Genomic DNA, 16,895 nt, shown 5'->3' on the forward strand with positions numbered 1-16,895 from the left:
GTATACTTCATTCCTTTATCCGACTATAAACCAAAGGTTGGCGCTCACGCCGTAAGCAACGGATTGATGTTGATTAGTAATAAGTTAAGCGAATTTGAACGAATTGAAGGGCTGCTTTTAGAGAATTGAATTGGTTAAAAAATACACGATCACAAAAAATTAAAAAGTGCGGTGGAGTTTTCAATGCCTAAAAACACCCGGAAAACCCACCGCACTTTTTTTGTACTAAAACACACTTACGCGTGTGCAACAATCAAAACAAAATTTTTAGAACTTCATTTCTATTGTTATTGCATAATTCCGCCCTGGTGCAACATAGCGGTTATAGTTACCTACCTTGGTGTGCTGGTTTATTGCACCTATAGCGCTTTGTCGGACGGACTCCCATGTTGAATAACGGGAATTGAACAAATTATATACACCAAAACGTGCCGTCATAAAGTCGGCCAGGGTGACATAACCCGATAAATCTACTGTATGCCAAGATGAGGTTGTTACTTTTGCCGCTTTAATTTTCCGTGATTGTTGAATATGCTTACGAATACCTGTCAATTCATCTTCGGACTTAGCCTGAGAGTGTGTATAAATAAGCATTCATTCCCCATTTACCGGTCGGCGCATCATAGCCCAAACCTATAACATAACGTGCCGGTTGAATGGCATCAAATAAATGGTTAGTAACAGTAACCAAATTCGGTCTGACTCGATTATCTTTTACTTTGATACGATTGTAGGCAAAAGTAGAGTACAAGCCATAAGGCAGAGCTTTCCATACACTGTGCCATTCCAATTGTGCAAGAATATTAATACCTACTAATTTTGCATCTTGTGCATTGCGGAAACCATAATCACCTCTACCGATTAGTCCTAATCTTCCACCTTTTCGCACACTTTCGCCAAATGCTATCAACCCTTTGTAGGAATTACGAAAATGACTTATTTCAAAGCTACCCAAATCGCCTTTTAAGACAATACCGAATTCTTGGTTAAGGGATTTTTCAGGTTCAAATTTGGCCACATAAACCTTTCTGTGTCCCGCTCTCCGACCATATAGTTCGTCGAAACTCGGCACACGGAAGCCGGTTGAAATACGGTAAGAAAAATCCAGCCATTCGGTTGGTTTTAATACGACGCCTGCATTCCATGAGAAATTACGATAATCAGCCCGGCTGATTAATGGATCGTCGCTATGGGCACGATAAATGTCATACCGTCCTCCTATACCTAAATCAACATATTTACCCAGCGACATGTTGTCACGTATGGCAACATAGTAATTCTTACCTTTAATTTTGCGTGTAACACAAGATTGTTCGTTATATAAAGTACCTTTGTAATCACAAAAGTCTGTAGTTTTCAAAACCGGAGGATGGATTTTATAAAAGTGCGGCGACTCTTTCGTTCCCTTCCCTTTTAAATGTTCTTGTTTCTGATCCACTCGCTGTTCCACAAAATCACCGTGCTGTAGTTTAGAAGTAAAATAATCTAAACCCAGATTAGCCGAAACCTGGTGCTCGCCCCATTTGGTATCAAGTTTTTTATCCGCATCCAATCGAAGTACATTGTGTTCTTCGGTGTAAATATTGCGCTCTGTTTGGTGATATGAAAACGGCTTGGATAAATCTGCACGACAAGACTTACTGACTGACGGGTATTTTGCGCAATGCGTGAACAGAATAAAGCTATCAAGTTCAATCTTTTGTTGATCAAAACTTAAACGCAGCTGATCAATCCAACTTTTTTGCGCATTTTTATAAATATACTCAATACCTATGCGTTTTTTTCTGTAGTGTTCATCATAGAACCTCCCCCGCCCATAACCAAGACCCAGCTGGTTATATCTCGTACGTTGGAACTGCCCATAATTTTGCCCCTGATAGATTCCTTGGGAATCTCCAAGGTGAAGCTTTTCACGGGAATAAGGCAGGATATATGCAGGTAATGTCATATCGCGAATATCAAAGCGCTGTTTAGTATATTCCATGACCGCCCCGAGATAATGTTGCTCGGAAAAGTGATACCCCGGGCGGAAAAACCAAGATTGACTACGCGATTTCAGCGGGTTCGGTGCAACGCGATTCTCACCGGTATACTCTCCCTGACTGGCCGTCTCTTCTTGCTCAGGAATAACTTTTGCCAGTGGCTTTATGTAACCTTTGCATAAATCAACATTACCGGACGGGCAATCCTCTTGCAAAAGAAAATAGTTATATGTACCGCTCGTACCCGGTACCGCAACCTGGCGGGAATAACGCTGCTTTCCCCTGCGTGCATCACGATGAATTTGTGTTTCTTTGCCTCGGCGATCCGTGTAAATGAATAGCCCCTCAAACCCATCATTTTTTCCCGCTATTGCAATTTGGTCTGTAACCCCCAGTTTTTACCGGGTTGGATAATATCATCCGCTGTTTTAGTACGAAACGCCACTGCACCGGCCAATGCACCATTACCATATTCTGAAGAACTGGCACCTTTACTGATTTCAATGGATTTTACGTTTTCATATTCAACTTCGTTAATTGCACCTGTACCGGCATAACCGTTACCTTTCGCCGACGGACCTTGAACCACATAAGACTGACTTTGCGGCAGACCATCCACACTTAATGAAATTCTATTGCGATCCATTCCACGAATGGAATAACCGGAAGAGGCGCTCCGTCCCTGCTCGACCACGGAAATTCCCGGGTCATAACGGGTTAAATCCCGAATATTTAAAACTTGCTCACGATTTATCGTTTCAGTTGTTTTTACAACTTTTCCTAATCCGGTCACTTCATTGTCTTTCCGGTCTTTGATTTTTTCTGTAATGACATCGATGGTTTCAAGTTCTTCTTTTTTTGTATCGGCTGTAGCGGCATAGCCGATGTAGCTATAACAAGAAACGAAAAGGTAGGTTATGAGGTTAACACAAAATTTTGGTTGCTTTTTCATTAATTTTCCCTTTAGTAATGAGCAATAAAAACGGCGCTGTGCCGTTTATTAAAAAACGACATCAACAACGATTTTCACACTCAACATCTTAAGCAGTATTTGTGTTGTTGATGTGATACCAACAACGAAGAAACTCAGCGCATTTTTAATCTATAAGTATTAATCAGCGAAAGCTATTATCAATAACACCGAATGATAATAGTTATCATTATGTATCATTAAAGATACTTATCAAGTAACGTTATGCTTCACCGCACTTTTCCTTCCCCGCCTTCAAATTTCTTGATAAAAGTTCTATATTTTTTTGTACTAGTGGAGTAGTATGTTACACATTCACGCAAAAGTGCGGTGATTTTTCCACATGAATTTTCATCACGCACAAATTCCACAAAATAAGGAGAGATAATGATGACAAGAATTGCATTGGTGACCGGCGCCACCGCCGGATTTGGCAACGCCATTTGCCGAACCTTATTAAATGCCGGTTATCCAGTGATCGGCACCGGCAGAAGAAGCAAACGTTTAACACAGCTTCAACAAGAATACGGCAAACATTTCTTCCCTCTCACCTTTGATATTTCCGACCGTCACGCTGCTGAAAACGCGTTGAAAACCCTACCGCCGCAATGGCAGGCAATTGATTTGTTAGTTAATAATGCGGGGCTGGCGTTGGGCTTGGAATCCGCCGACAAGGTGAATCTCGACGATTGGGACCAAATGATTGATACCAATGTGAAAGGTTTAGTCACCATGACCCGCTTAGTGTTGCCGCAAATGGTGGCGCGTAATCAAGGGCACATTATCAATTTCGGTTCTATCGCCGGTACCTATCCTTACCCCGGCGGCAACGTTTACGGCGGCACGGAATTCTCCAACATCCGTTTTAAAGGCGATAACGCCCGCGCGGAAAAACTTTACGAAAATGTACAATACGTTACGCCACAAGATATTGCCAATATCGTGTTATGGCTCAATCAACAGCCGGAACACGTTAATATTAACCGCATTGAAGTAATGCCAACAGCACAAACCTTCGCCCCGCTTAATGTGGCAAGGAATTTAAATTTAGATTAAGGAAGCAATATGGCAGAAACGATTTTAAACCCGTATTTCGGGGAATTCGGCGGAATGTATGTGCCGGAAGTTCTGGTGCCGGTGTTGCAACAGTTGGAAAAAGCCTTTGTAGAAGCCAAGGCGGATCCGGCATTTCAGCGCGAATTTCAGGATTTATTGAAAAATTATGCGGGCAGACCCACCGCGCTGACCCTTTGTCGTAATCTCACCAAAGGTACCAACGCCAAAATCTACTTAAAACGGGAAGATTTATTACACGGCGGTGCACATAAAACCAATCAGGTATTAGGTCAGATTTTACTCGCCAAACGTATGGGCAAAACCCGTATTATCGCCGAAACCGGCGCGGGACAGCACGGTGTCGCAACGGCGCTTGCCTGCGCCATGTTGGATATGCCGTGCCGTGTTTATATGGGCGCGAAAGACGTGGAACGCCAATCGCCAAATGTGTTTCGTATGCGTTTAATGGGCGCGGAAGTGGTGCCGGTGCAAAAAGGCTCCTGTTCACTGAAAGACGCTTGCTGCGAAGCCATGCGCGACTGGTCGGCAAATTATGAAACCACCCATTATCTGCTGGGTACGGCGGCAGGTCCGCATCCGTTCCCGACCATCGTGCGCGAATTTCAAAAAATGATTGGGGAAGAAACCAAGCGCCAGATTCTGGAAAAAGAAAGCCGTTTACCGGACGCGGTGATTGCAGCAGTCGGTGGTGGCTCAAATGCGATCGGGATGTTTGCCGATTTTATTGAAGAAAAAGAGGTGCACTTAATCGGCGTGGAGCCTGCCGGCAAAGGCATTGAAACCGGCGAACACGGCGCGCCGTTGGGGCATGCCAACGTAGGGATTTATTTCGGTATGAAATCACCGCTGATGCAAACGGAAGACGGTCAAGTGGAAGAGTCCTATTCCATTTCGGCGGGCTTGGACTTCCCTTCCGTAGGGCCGCAACACGCTTATTTACAAAGTATCGGTCGCGCGAAATACCCAAGTATTACCGATGATGAAGCCCTTGACGCGTTTCAGGCATTGGCAAAACACGAGGGCATTATTCCCGCGCTGGAAAGTTCCCACGCCCTTGCCCAAGCCCTGAAAATGATCCGTCAGGAACCGAATAAAGCGCAAATTCTGGTGGTGAATTTGTCCGGTCGTGGCGATAAAGATATTTTCACCATAGATAAAATTTTAGCTGAAAAAGGAATGCAATCATGAGCCGTTTTGAAACCACATTTGCCCAATTACATACGCGAAATGAAGGCGCATTCGTTCCTTTTGTGACCTTATGTGACCCAACTTTCGAGCGTTCTTTTGACATCATTTGCACCCTGGTAGATAACGGGGCGGACGCGTTGGAACTGGGTTTTCCGTTCTCCGATCCGTTATTGGACGGACCGGTGATTCAAGCCGCCAACAAGCGCGCGTTAAACGCCGGTCACAGCACGGAAGACAGCTTTAAATTGCTGGAAAAAGTGCGGTTAAAATATCCGGAGATTCCGATTGGTTTGCTGCTTTGCGCCAATTTAATTTTTGCCACAGGCTTGGATAATTTCTATCAACGTTGCTCCGACGTGGGCGTGGATGCCGTCTTGGTTGCCGATATTCCGTTGTTGGCGAGAGACGATTATGTTGCCGCCGCCAAAAAACACGGCATTCAACCCGTCTTTATTTGCCCGCCGAATGCAGACGAGAAAGCCATTCAAGGTGTGGCGCAAAACAGCGAGGGCTATACTTATTTAGTTTCCCGCGCAGGCGTGACCGGTGCGGAAAACCAAAGTCATGCGGCGAATCTGGACAGCTTGGTAGAACAACTTAAAGCCCACCATGCCGCGCCAATTCTACAAGGCTTCGGCATCGCCCAACCGACGCAGGTAAAATCAGCGCTCCAACTTGGCGCGGCGGGCGCAATTTCCGGCTCCGCGACGGTGAAAATTATTGCGCGCAATTTAGATAATCACGACCAATGTTTAACCGAACTCGGCGAATTTGTACACAGCATGAAAGCGGCAACAAAATAACGCTAAAACGGACCGCACTTTTGAAAATGTCACGAAAGTGCGGTTAAAATCCTTTCCGTTTTTCTGAATTTTTTGTCTTTTCACAAACCCTGTCACTGGTCTACTCTCTTTTCTATCATTTTCGCTATTTAGGGTTAATAAATTCAATAATCACTAGATGTTGTGTTTATTTTTATTTTTCACCACTATTCAAAAAGAATAAAAATCCCGATTTTCATCACAATTAAATCCTGTTAGCATAAACAAAGTTTATTCTTACTAATTTACAAGGTTATTATGTCTCACACTCAATTTCTTCCTATTACCGATCCGAATCGACCGGATTTTGCCTGGCTTAACGAAGACAGCAAATTGTTTTTACAACGTGGTTATCTGTTAGAAGGCACCTCCGCCCTAGAACGCATCCGCTTTATTGCTGATTACGCCGAACAAAAATTAGGCATCGAAGGCTATGCGGATAAGTTTTATCACTACATGTCGCGCGGCTATTATTCGCTCTCCTCGCCGATTTGGTCGAACTTCGGCTTAAGCCGCGGCTTGAGCATCAGCTGCTTCGGCTCCTATATCGGCGATTCTATCAACAGCATTATGTCCACCGTGGCAGAAATCGGCGTAATGAGCAAACTCGGCGGCGGCACCTCAGGCTATTTCGGCGATATTCGCCCGCGCGGTTCCAACATCACCAATAACGGTAAATCCAACGGTTCTTTCGCCTTTACCAAACTGTTTGAAGCCACCATCGACACCATCAGCCAAGGCACCAGCCGTAAAGGCATGTTCGCCGGTTATATAGACATCGACCACGGCGACATTGAAGAATGGCTGGATATTCACACCGAAGGCAACCCGATTCAGTTAATGTATTACGGCGTCTGCGTCAGCCACGAATGGTTGGAAGCGATGAAAGCCGGCGATCCGTACAAGCGCCAAATCTGGGCGAAATTGTTACAACGTAAGACGGAAACGGGCATTCCTTATTTATTCTTCAAAGATAACGCCAATGCGGAGCGTCCGGACGTGTATAAAGACCGCAACATGATGATTCACGCCTCCAATTTGTGTAGCGAGATCGCGTTGCCGTCGAGCGAAGACGAAAGTTTCGTGTGCTGTTTATCTTCCATGAATTTGCTCTATTTTGATGAATGGAAAGACACCGACGCACCGGAAGTGCTGACCTATTTCTTGGATACGGTAATGAGCGAATTCATTGAACAAAGTGCCAATATTCAATACATCGAAAAAGCCAATAAATTCGCCCGCCGTCATCGTGCATTAGGCTTGGGTGTGCTGGGCTGGCATAGCTATTTGCAATCGAAAAATATCGCTTTCGACAGTTTTGCAGCCATGCAGCACAACAACACGATTTTCAAATTGTTACAGGAAAAAACCTTAAAAGCCTCGAAAGAACTGGCACATCGTTTCGGCGAACCGGAAATTCTGAAAGGTTATGGTCGTCGTAATACCACATTGATGAGCGTGGCGCCAACCAAATCCAGCAGTTTTATTTTAGGCAGCGTATCGCCGTCCATCGAGCCGTTTAAATCCAATTACTACGTGAAAGATTTATCCAAAATTAAAGTGGTCTATAAAAATCCGTTTTTGGAAGCGTTGCTCAAACAAAAGGGCTTGGATTGTGAAGATATTTGGGAAAGCATTCTGCTCAATGACGGTTCTGTGCAACATTTAAACGAGCTGACCGAACAGGAAAAAGAAGTGTTTAAAACCTTCTCGGAAATCAGCCAACTTTCCGTGATTCAACAGGCGGCACAACGCCAAAAATACATCGACCAAGGGCAAAGCGTTAATATCATGGTCCACCCCGCAACCCTGGCGCGCGATTTAAACCAGCTTTATCTCACCGCCGAAGAACTGGGTTTGAAATCCATTTATTACCAATACAGCATGAGTGCGGCGCAAGTGTTTAACCGTAACCTGCTTAATTGCAGTAGCTGTGAAGGTTAAAAAACACAAGAAAAAACAACCGCACTTTTTACAATAAAAACAGATGATGGCGCGCGTTTTCTAACCTGTGTTTTATACTTGGCTCCACCCGTTTACGGGGGGAGCTGCCGAAGGCTGAGGGGGATGAAATTTATATTGCCCCCTTCCCCCGCAAGCAGGGGAAGGAAAGAATAAAGTAATATTCCGTCTGGTTATCCATTTCTAATGCGCACCTTATTCCACGAATCACGAGGATCACACAATGAACGCTACCGCAAAACGCAGCTTATTTACCCCACGCTTTGAAATTAAACCTTACGAATACCCGGAACTGCTTGAATTTAAAGACGCTATCCGCCATTCTTACTGGCTTCACACAGAATTTAATTTCACCGGCGACATTCAGGATTTTCGCACCCATATTAGCGATGTCGAACGTGCCGTTATCACCAAAACTATGCTTGCCATTTCGCAAATTGAAGTGAGCGTAAAACGCTTCTGGGGCAATCTCTACAATTATTTCCCGAAACCGGAAATTGAAGATGTGGGCGGCAGTTTTCTGGAATCGGAAATTCGCCACAAAGATGCCTATTCTTTCCTGCTGGAAAAACTCGGTTTAAACGAAATGTTCCGCAACGTGCGTCAATACAAAGCCATCATGGCACGCATTGAGTACATGGAAGCTTTTATGCGTAAAAAAGACGTGAGCCAACAGGATTTTGTGCTTTCACTGGTGATGTTCTCTCTGTTTGTGGAACACATTTCGCTATTCAGCCAGTTTGTTATTATGATGAGCTTCAATAAGCACAAAAATCTGTTCAAAGGCATTTCCAATGCGGTAGAAGCCACCTCTAAAGAAGAAGAAATTCACGGGCGTTTTGGCATTAGCCTTTATCATCTTTTACGCGAAGAACAGCCGGAATTATTTACCGACGAGTTCTATGCAGAATTAAAAGAACTCGCCGAACAGGCGTTCAACGCAGAAAAAGCCATTCTGGACTGGATTTTTGAAGACGGCGAATTGGATTTCTTAAGCAAAACCACCGTGGAAAATTACATCGCCAACCGTTACAATAACTCCCTCGTCGCTTTAGGTTTGGAACCGATTTACAACATCAATCCGGCGCAATTGAAGGAAACGGAATGGTTTGACATTGAAATTCTTTCGACCAAAGAAACGGATTTCTTCAACAAGCGTTCCACCGATTACAGTAAAAAAATGAAACAAATCACGGCAGACGATTTGTTCTAGTCTCAAAAAGTGCGGTAGAAAATTAATGTGTTTTTTCACCGCACTTTTTTCATGGGGAAACCGTAACCGATTATGGCTAAACACCTTTATAAAATCGGTTAAAATTGCAACGGTTTTTCCCGAAATGTGATCTCGATCTAATTTTATTTTCGGCGTATAATACCGCCCGGTTCTTGTGGGTAATTGTTGAAACCTGCGCCCGCAATAAAAAGTTTTACAATACAACTAATTACGGAGAAATCTTAATGTCCAGAAGACTAAGAAGAACGAAAATTGTATGTACTATGGGACCTTCAACAGACCGTGGTAACAATTTAGAAAAAATTATTGCTGCCGGTGCCAATGTAGTACGTATGAATTTCTCACACGGTTCACCGGAAGATCATATCGCCCGCGCAGAACATGTACATGAAATTGCCAAAAAATTAGGCAAAACCGTAGCGATTTTAGGTGACTTACAAGGCCCTAAAATTCGCGTATCCACATTTAAAGACGGTAAAATCTTCTTAAACGTCGGCGATAAATTCGTATTAGACGCGGAATTACCGAAAGGCGAAGGCACACAAGAAGTTGTCGGTTTAGACTACAAAACCCTTCCACAAGACGTTGTACCGGGCGATATTCTGTTATTAGACGATGGTCGCGTGCAATTAAAAGTATTATCCACCGAAGGCGCGAAAGTATTCACTGAAGTGACCGTAGGCGGTCCGTTATCCAACAACAAAGGGATTAACAAATTAGGCGGTGGTTTATCTGCCGATGCCTTAACCGAAAAAGACAAAGCGGACATTATTACCGCCGCACGTATCGGTGTTGACTACCTTGCCGTCTCCTTCCCGCGCTCCAGCGCAGATTTAAACTACGCCCGTCAATTAGCCCAAGAAGCCGGCTTAAATGCCAAAATCGTTGCCAAAGTTGAACGTGCCGAAACTGTTGTTGACGATGCGTCAATGGACGACATCATTCTGGCTTCCGACATCATCATGGTTGCCCGCGGTGACTTAGGGGTGGAAATCGGTGATCCGGAATTGGTCGGCGTACAGAAAAAATTAATCCGCCGCTCCCGTAAATTAAACCGTGTGGTAATCACCGCGACTCAAATGATGGAATCTATGATCAGCAACCCAATGCCGACCCGTGCGGAAGTCATGGACGTGGCGAACGCGGTATTGGACGGCACCGACGCGGTAATGCTTTCTGCCGAAACCGCCGCCGGTCAATACCCTGCCGAAACCGTTGCCGCCATGGCGAAAGTGTGTTTAGGTGCGGAAAAAATGCCTAGCGTAAATACTTCTCATCATCGTATGGATATGGAATTTGACAATCCTGAAGAAACCATTGCCATGTCCGCCATGTTCGCTGCCAACCATATGAAAGGCGTGACTGCAATTATCGCCATGACCAGTTCCGGCCGCACCCCGCTGTTAATGTCCCGCATTAGCTCCGGCTTGCCGATTTTTGCTTTATCCCGTAATCAAAATACCTTAAACCTGTGTGCGTTGTATCGCGGTGTAACACCGATTTATTACGATGACGTCAGTCGCACCATTGAAGGCGCACAAAAAGCCATCAACTTGTTAAAAGAAAAAGGCTTCTTAATGTCCGGCGATACCGTGTTATTAACCCAAGGCGCAGAATTCGCCAACAGCGGTTCTAATACCAACACCTGTCGTATCCTTACCGTTGAATAATTGGCGTAACGATAAACGGATAAAAAAAGGCTTAGAGAATTCTAAGCCTTTTTTTGCGTGAATAAAAAACACCGAAAATTTCGACCGCACTTTTATGCGTTGTTCATCAAATAACGGCTTCAGGAAACACCCATTCAAAGATTTTTTTACTTCGACTGCCGGTCATTATAGGTTCCAGCTCGGCGACACAGCGATGGTAATGCACCGTTTTGCGATGCGCTTCCAAAGCAGCTTCGTTCACATAGACTTCATAAGCGTAAAAACGGGTGCGAACGTCCGGATCACGCAACACATCAAAACGCAAATTGCCCGGTTCCTGTCGGGTACCGATATGATTACGTTCAAAGATGTCGAGAAATTCCTGCTCTTTACCTTCCTTAACATTAATCTCTACCAACATTGCAAACATAACAAACTCCTTATTGCAAAAAATGAGAAAGACTACGCATTTTTTTCATGCAGATATAACTGATAGGCTTTTTCTGCATTTTCACCGCCGTGAACAATGGCATGTACTGCTTTCAACATGGCAATCGGCGCGTCAGATTGGAAAATATTACGCCCCATATCCACACCGGAAGCCCCTTGGTCAATGGCTTTGTAGCACATATCCAACGCGTCTTGTTCCGGTAATTTTTTGCCGCCGGCAATGACAATCGGTACCGGGCAGCCGGCAGTTACGCGTTCAAAGCCTTTATCCACATAATAGGTTTTGATGATATGCGCACCCATTTCCGCTGCGATACGGGTCGCCAAGGAAAAATAGCGTTGATCCCGCGCCATATCTTTACCGACGCCTGTCACCGCCATGGTCGGCATACCGTAACGCGTCCCCTGATCCACTAACTGAATAATATTTTTAATGGATTGATGTTCATGTTGCGAACCAATATACACCTGTGCCGCCATCGCGGAAACATTCAGACGCAAGGCATCTTCCACACTCACCGCCACCGCTTCGTTGGATAATTCGGTCAAAATTGAATTGGCACCGGATGCACGCAAAACGACAGGTTTGCGGGTGGATGCCGGCACGACGCTACGCAAAATACCACGGGTACACATTAATACGTCGGTATATTCAAATAACGTGGTGATGTGCAAATCAATACGTTCCAGCCCGGTAGTCGGTCCTTGGAAATAACCGTGGTCGAACGCCAGCATAATGGTTCTGCCTGTTTTCGGGTTAAAAATATTCGCCAGGCGGGATTGCATGCCCCAATCCAACGCGCCGGCACCTTTTAAATAAAACGCCTGATTGGTTTGCGGTCGATCCAGACCGAAATCTTTACCGTCTCTAATGTCATCTAAATCTGCCATTGAAATACTCCTCTCTTCGCTAATCAGAAATTGTAGTTGTCGATATTGTCTTTGGTGAATACCACGCGTTCAGGCAATAAAATAATGCCGTTGCCGTCCGCTTCATATTCGTAGCCTTGTACTTTGTTCGGTGAAACCTCAATAGTACCGATACCCTGCACGTTCAATTTATCGCCCACATTTAATTTTTCACCTTTCAATAAGGCATTGGCGGCAGCCACGGAAATTTTGCCTTGTTGCACCACATCCCATAAGCCGAATTGTTTTACCGTGCCGCGTTTCACATAAGGGCGCATCACATTCGGGGTACTAAACCCAACAATCACCACGGAATTCACTTTCAAGTTTTCTGCTGCCTGTGCAGCCGCCGGTAATGCGTTGGCATCCGGTGCGATAATGGCATCTAAATCAGGATAGGCTTTCAAAATGCTTTCGGCAGTTTGCAGGGATTTAATGGCGTCGTTATAACCAAATTGGGTGATTACAATTTGCCATTCCGGATGATCTTTGGCAATTTTCGCTTTGGCTTCTTTCACCCATTGATTTTGGTCGGTAACTGTCGGGCTGGAATAGAAAAACGCCACTTTGGCTTTCGGTTTGCTGATTTGATTCGCCGCCATATCCACCAACATGGAGCCTAACTGTTCCGGTGTGCCTTGGTTGATATAGTGACTACGGCATTCCGGTTTGGTGTCGGAGTCCCAGGTCAATACTTTTACGCCGCGTTTCATGGCACGTTGCAAAGTAGAGCATAAACCGTCCGGGGAAACCGCCGACACCACAATCGCGTTGTAACCTTGATTCACAAAGTTATTGATCAGTTGCACCTGATTAGGCACGCTCGGTTCGGTCGGACCGTCATAAGTAACATCCACGCCCAAGGTTTTGCCCATTTCGGTGGCGCCCTGCCCGCCGCTGGTGAAGAAACCCACGCCCACCAGTTTAGGAATAAAGGCGATACGGTCGGCTGCCTGTGCCGTCGCCACAACGGATAAACCGAGTAACACGGAAAGTGCGGTTAGTTTTACACACGTTTTCATATTCATTTTCCTCTTGAGTTGAATTTAATCTACTGCTACCTGACGTTCGGTTCGCCGACAAACCCATTGCACAATAGCACCATAATGCAAACTGACGGACTTGCCGATTAACACGATAATAAGTAAGGCGCCGGATAAAGCGCCGGAAATTTCATTGGGAATACCGATCATTTGCAATCCCTGTTGCAAATAACCGATGAGCATGGCGGCAATCGCCGTGCCGATAATGGAACCGGCTCCGCCGTAAATATTGGCGCCGCCCAACACCACGGCAGTTAATACCGGCATTAATAAGGAACTGCCTAAATCGGAGCGGGCGGAGCCGAAATAAGACACCAACAATACCGCCACGAAGGCGGCGATGATGCCGATAAAGGAATAAATCAATAATAATGTGCGACGAATCGGCACGGCGCTGTAACAGGAAGTGCGTTCACTTTGCCCGATTAAAAACGTGCTTCTGCCGATGGTGGTTTTGTACATCAACAACCAGAAGATGAGCGTCATTAACAGAAAATACAGGATCGGGGTCGGAATGCCGAATAAGGTTTGATTGGCGAAATCCAACAACGCATCGGGAAAGCCGCCGATGCCCTCATAACCTGTTGCGCCGGCAAAACCGGATAATAACAACGCTCCGCCGCCGAACAGGTACATGGTGCCTAAGGTAATCACCAACGGATTCACTTTGGTGTATAGAATTAATCCGGCATTAATCAAACCGCATAATATGCCGACCATAAAAGTTAACGGAATCGCCAACATCAACGGCACATCGGCTTTAAACAATACGCCCAAGGTGATGGCGCATAAACCGACGGTGGAACCGAAGGAAATATCCATGCCGCCGCTGACGATAATCATAGTCAACGGCAAGGCAAGCATACCGATATAAATAAAATCGCTGGTACTGTAAAGCAATACGTTTAAATCCAGCATACGCGGATTGAAAGCGCCGAAACCGAGAATTTCAATGATGACCAAACAAAATAACGTCAATTCCCAGCCGTATCTTTTCAACGTCAACATAATTATTCTCTCCTTATTTCGACCGCACTTTTACATCGATGCCGTTGACACTCTCCGCTTTCAAGAAGCGGGCGTAACGTTGTAATTTCAAATTATTGGCGATCATCACGCGAATCCGTCCGTCAAACACCAATACGGCAAGCAGTACGATACCGGCTACAAAATTATTCCAATAAGCAGGCACTTTAAGTAACACCAAAATCGTATCGATTTGAATCAGGAAATAGGCGCCTAACACCGCGCCGATTAAATTTCCCGCACCGCCGAGCAAGCTGATCCCGCCCAACACACATGCGGCGATCGCCTTCATTTCCAAACCGTTACCGGTAGAATTCGGCACAAAACCGATTTGCGAGGCAAAAACAATCCCGGCAATTGCCGCCATCATGCCGTTTATGGCAAAAGCGACGATTCTCACCTGATCAATACGCACGCCCAATTGCAGCGCCCCTTGCAGATTATCCCCCACGGCATAGAAATTACGCCCGGCGGGGAGCTTCGTTAAGAAATAATACGTGGCGAGAATCAAGATAATCAGGATCCAACCGATAGGCGAAATATGTAAGAAAACAGGTTCGGAGAGTGTTTTTAGTTGTTGCGGCAAACCTTCGATCCATTTCCCGCCGGTAATCAACAACATAATGCCTTTGTATAATCCCAGCGTGCCTAATGTGGCAACAATGGCGAGAATGCGTAACGTGGTTACCAATACGCCGTTTAATAATCCCGCCGCCAAACCGCAACATAAGGTAATAAGAAAAGCGCTGCTCAACCCGTAACCGGCGTTTAACAAACTGCCGACAATCACCGCACAAAGCCCCATGGTGGAACCGACGGACACGTCGATGTTGCGGGTTAAAATGACGAAAGTGGCGCCAATCGCCAGCAAAATGACGATTTGTGCGGAATTAAACACCATGCTTAAGGTTTGCAAATGAAAGCCGTTTCCGACAAAACCTAACAGTAAAAATAACAAACCGATGGCAATAAGAATGGTCAGTTCACGATTATCCTGAATCAGTTTCAGTATCAATTTTCCCATCATCGATTCTCCTTACCCATGCGTACTGCCGAACGCCATTTGCATGATATTGTTGGTATTAATCGCCTCACCGACCAAAGAATGGCTAATTTGCCCGTCATGCATGACCAATACGCGATCCGACATATGCTCGATTTCTTCTAAGTCGGAAGAAATAAACAACACCGCCACATTTTGTTTGGCGATATTTTTAATCAGCTGATAAATATCCGCACGCGCCCCGACATCTACACCGCGTGTCGGCTCGTCCATAATCAGCAGCGCCGGATCCGCTTCCAGACACTTGGCGATCAACACTTTTTGCTGATTCCCGCCGGACAGCGTTCTGACTGCTTGTCGCTCATCACTGAATTTAATCCCGATAGCACGATAGTAACGTTCCAAAGTGGCGCTTTCTTTCGCCGTATCCAGCCAGAATCCCATATCGTTATAGGTCAACCCGCAGACATTCCAGGTTAACGGCGAATCCGGATATAATCCGGAAGCCTGGCGATCTTCCGGCAAATAAACGATGCCTTGGTGGAGCCGAGATTTAATGTCGCACGCACTGATTTCCCGATTATCAAAGAAAATTTGACCGCACTTTTGTTTACGCAAGCCATATAAGGTTTCCGCCAATTCCGTCCGCCCTGCGCCGACTACCCCTGCCAAGCCTAAAATTTCACCGGGATAAATATCAAAAGCGACATTTTTAAACCCTTCACCGGTCAAATTCTGCACCTGCAAAATCGGCTTGTCGGTGGATTTCACACGATTATGTCCCGGCAATTCCAGCCATAATTTTTGGCTTTCCGTTAAGCCGGTATTCTTCGCCTTCGGCGTGATGGCGGTAATCACATCATTTTTATTCAACTCGGCGGTATTGCCGGTCAGCGCAATATAGCCGTCGCGCATGACGCTGATACGGTGAGAAATCTGCCACACTTCGGGCAGTTTATGAGAAATGAAGACAATGCCCACGCCCTTCTCCAGCAACGAACGAATTTTCTTAAACAGGTTCTCCGTTTCGATTGGCGTTAAAGAGGCGGTGGGTTCGTCCAGAATCAGAATAGACGCATTGCGCATAAGCCCGCGCATAATTTCCACCAGCTGTTGATCGGCGACTTCCAGCGAACCCGCCGGCATATCCAGCTTTAAATGAGAGTTCAGTTCTGCTAAAAGTGCGGTCAGTTTTTCCGATGTTTTTTCATGACGGGTTAAGCCGAATAAAATATTTTCTTTCACCGTTAAATTCGGAAATAACAGCGGCTCCTGCGGCACTAAATAAATGCCGAGCTGATGGGCTTTATTCGGGGAAAGTTTATTTTGTCGCACCCCATGAATTTCCAGTTCTCCGCTATCTTGCGGCTGAATACCAGCAATAATTTTCATCAGCGTCGATTTTCCCGCGCCGTTACCACCAAGCAAGGCGTGCACTTCACCGGCGTATAAGGAAAAATCAATGGCTTTCAGCACTTCCACGCCGGAAAACGACTTACCGATGTTTCGGGCGGATATTAAGCATTTTGGCTCTGAAATTTGAGTTTGCATCTTTTACCTGCCACACAGAATGAACAAATG

At 45.5% G+C, this 16,895-nt stretch carries 15 protein-coding genes; 6 read left to right on the plus strand and 9 right to left on the minus strand.

From position 1 onward, the window contains the following. Positions 1 to 267: 267 nt before the first annotated feature. From DK423_RS11560 to DK423_RS11565, 3 genes are read right to left on the minus strand one after another with little or no spacing between them, the layout of a single operon-like run. A complete protein-coding gene (locus DK423_RS11560) occupies positions 268 to 594 on the minus strand; it encodes a hypothetical protein (protein ID WP_325048007.1) in 327 nt (108 codons plus the stop codon). Continuing rightward, the gene (locus tag DK423_RS01675) at positions 566 to 2,377 is read right to left on the minus strand and encodes a lactoferrin/transferrin family TonB-dependent receptor (RefSeq protein WP_324602924.1); all 1,812 of its coding nucleotides are present in this window, start codon (positions 2,375 to 2,377) and stop codon (positions 566 to 568) included. The genes DK423_RS11560 and DK423_RS01675 overlap by 29 nt, the downstream gene beginning before the upstream one ends. Continuing rightward, entirely contained in the window at positions 2,350 to 2,934 is a 585-nt protein-coding gene (locus tag DK423_RS11565; protein ID WP_316245594.1) for a TonB-dependent receptor plug domain-containing protein, read from the minus strand. The genes DK423_RS01675 and DK423_RS11565 overlap by 28 nt, the downstream gene beginning before the upstream one ends. A 408-nt stretch (positions 2,935 to 3,342) precedes the next feature. On the opposite strand from DK423_RS11565, the gene DK423_RS01685 reads away from it, so the two are divergent. From DK423_RS01685 to pyk, 6 genes are all read left to right on the plus strand, one after another. After that, positions 3,343 to 4,008 (plus strand): SDR family NAD(P)-dependent oxidoreductase, encoded by a 666-nt coding sequence (locus tag DK423_RS01685; RefSeq protein ID WP_109043855.1) that lies wholly within the window; start codon positions 3,343 to 3,345, stop codon positions 4,006 to 4,008. Positions 4,009 to 4,017: 9 nt separating this feature from the next. Beyond that, entirely contained in the window at positions 4,018 to 5,217 is a 1,200-nt protein-coding gene (gene trpB / locus DK423_RS01690; protein WP_005557020.1) for a tryptophan synthase subunit beta, read from the plus strand. Next, positions 5,214 to 6,020 carry a tryptophan synthase subunit alpha gene (trpA, locus tag DK423_RS01695; RefSeq protein ID WP_005557022.1) on the plus strand — a complete coding sequence of 269 codons (807 nt, stop codon included), beginning with the start codon at positions 5,214 to 5,216 and terminating at the stop codon, positions 6,018 to 6,020. Before trpB ends, trpA begins: the two co-directional genes overlap by 4 nt. 276 nt (positions 6,021 to 6,296) lie before the next feature. Further along, entirely contained in the window at positions 6,297 to 7,982 is a 1,686-nt protein-coding gene (locus tag DK423_RS01700) for a ribonucleoside-diphosphate reductase subunit alpha (protein WP_109043851.1), read from the plus strand. A 241-nt stretch (positions 7,983 to 8,223) separates the two neighbouring features. Beyond that, positions 8,224 to 9,213 (plus strand): ribonucleotide-diphosphate reductase subunit beta, encoded by a 990-nt coding sequence (locus DK423_RS01705; protein ID WP_005557027.1) that lies wholly within the window; start codon positions 8,224 to 8,226, stop codon positions 9,211 to 9,213. A gap of 245 nt (positions 9,214 to 9,458) precedes the next feature. Further along, positions 9,459 to 10,904 carry a pyruvate kinase gene (gene pyk, locus DK423_RS01710; protein ID WP_081111367.1) on the plus strand — a complete coding sequence of 482 codons (1,446 nt, stop codon included), beginning with the start codon at positions 9,459 to 9,461 and terminating at the stop codon, positions 10,902 to 10,904. 106 nt (positions 10,905 to 11,010) lie between these two features. Here the strand turns inward: pyk and lsrG are convergent, their stop codons facing one another. From lsrG to lsrA, 6 genes are read right to left on the minus strand one after another with little or no spacing between them, the layout of a single operon-like run. After that, positions 11,011 to 11,313: a (4S)-4-hydroxy-5-phosphonooxypentane-2,3-dione isomerase gene (gene lsrG, locus DK423_RS01715; protein WP_061886218.1), complete on the minus strand. Its 303-nt coding sequence runs from the start codon at positions 11,311 to 11,313 to the stop codon at positions 11,011 to 11,013. A 32-nt stretch (positions 11,314 to 11,345) separates the two neighbouring features. Continuing rightward, positions 11,346 to 12,224 carry a 3-hydroxy-5-phosphonooxypentane-2,4-dione thiolase gene (lsrF, locus tag DK423_RS01720; RefSeq protein ID WP_061886380.1) on the minus strand — a complete coding sequence of 293 codons (879 nt, stop codon included), beginning with the start codon at positions 12,222 to 12,224 and terminating at the stop codon, positions 11,346 to 11,348. A 23-nt stretch (positions 12,225 to 12,247) separates the two neighbouring features. Further along, positions 12,248 to 13,264 carry an autoinducer 2 ABC transporter substrate-binding protein LsrB gene (lsrB, locus tag DK423_RS01725; protein ID WP_005557036.1) on the minus strand — a complete coding sequence of 339 codons (1,017 nt, stop codon included), beginning with the start codon at positions 13,262 to 13,264 and terminating at the stop codon, positions 12,248 to 12,250. 24 nt (positions 13,265 to 13,288) lie between these two features. Then, positions 13,289 to 14,293 (minus strand): autoinducer 2 ABC transporter permease LsrD, encoded by a 1,005-nt coding sequence (gene lsrD / locus DK423_RS01730; protein ID WP_005557038.1) that lies wholly within the window; start codon positions 14,291 to 14,293, stop codon positions 13,289 to 13,291. A gap of 13 nt (positions 14,294 to 14,306) precedes the next feature. Next, positions 14,307 to 15,335, minus strand: coding sequence for an autoinducer 2 ABC transporter permease LsrC (gene lsrC / locus DK423_RS01735; protein WP_316245599.1), 1,029 nt, complete (start codon positions 15,333 to 15,335; stop codon positions 14,307 to 14,309). Between the two features lie 12 nt (positions 15,336 to 15,347). Beyond that, the gene (lsrA, locus tag DK423_RS01740; RefSeq protein WP_005557043.1) at positions 15,348 to 16,865 is read right to left on the minus strand and encodes an autoinducer 2 ABC transporter ATP-binding protein LsrA; all 1,518 of its coding nucleotides are present in this window, start codon (positions 16,863 to 16,865) and stop codon (positions 15,348 to 15,350) included. Positions 16,866 to 16,895 lie beyond the last annotated feature (30 nt).

This window comes from Aggregatibacter actinomycetemcomitans, assembly GCF_003130205.1.
Taxonomy (GTDB): domain Bacteria; phylum Pseudomonadota; class Gammaproteobacteria; order Enterobacterales; family Pasteurellaceae; genus Aggregatibacter; species Aggregatibacter actinomycetemcomitans_A.

Coding starts and splice junctions, on each gene's coding strand:
- lsrA (WP_005557043.1), bottom strand. CDS start 16,865: ATGCAAACTCAAATTTCAGAGCCAAAATGCTTAATATCCGCCCGAAAC.
- DK423_RS01685 (WP_109043855.1), top strand. CDS start 3,343: ATGACAAGAATTGCATTGGTGACCGGCGCCACCGCCGGATTTGGCAAC.
- trpB (WP_005557020.1), top strand. CDS start 4,018: ATGGCAGAAACGATTTTAAACCCGTATTTCGGGGAATTCGGCGGAATG.
- trpA (WP_005557022.1), top strand. CDS start 5,214: ATGAGCCGTTTTGAAACCACATTTGCCCAATTACATACGCGAAATGAA.
- lsrC (WP_316245599.1), bottom strand. CDS start 15,335: ATGGGAAAATTGATACTGAAACTGATTCAGGATAATCGTGAACTGACC.
- lsrG (WP_061886218.1), bottom strand. CDS start 11,313: ATGTTTGCAATGTTGGTAGAGATTAATGTTAAGGAAGGTAAAGAGCAG.
- DK423_RS01705 (WP_005557027.1), top strand. CDS start 8,224: ATGAACGCTACCGCAAAACGCAGCTTATTTACCCCACGCTTTGAAATT.
- DK423_RS11560 (WP_325048007.1), bottom strand. CDS start 594: ATGCTTATTTATACACACTCTCAGGCTAAGTCCGAAGATGAATTGACA.
- pyk (WP_081111367.1), top strand. CDS start 9,459: ATGTCCAGAAGACTAAGAAGAACGAAAATTGTATGTACTATGGGACCT.
- lsrB (WP_005557036.1), bottom strand. CDS start 13,264: ATGAAAACGTGTGTAAAACTAACCGCACTTTCCGTGTTACTCGGTTTA.
- lsrD (WP_005557038.1), bottom strand. CDS start 14,293: ATGTTGACGTTGAAAAGATACGGCTGGGAATTGACGTTATTTTGTTTG.
- lsrF (WP_061886380.1), bottom strand. CDS start 12,224: ATGGCAGATTTAGATGACATTAGAGACGGTAAAGATTTCGGTCTGGAT.
- DK423_RS01700 (WP_109043851.1), top strand. CDS start 6,297: ATGTCTCACACTCAATTTCTTCCTATTACCGATCCGAATCGACCGGAT.
- DK423_RS11565 (WP_316245594.1), bottom strand. CDS start 2,934: ATGAAAAAGCAACCAAAATTTTGTGTTAACCTCATAACCTACCTTTTC.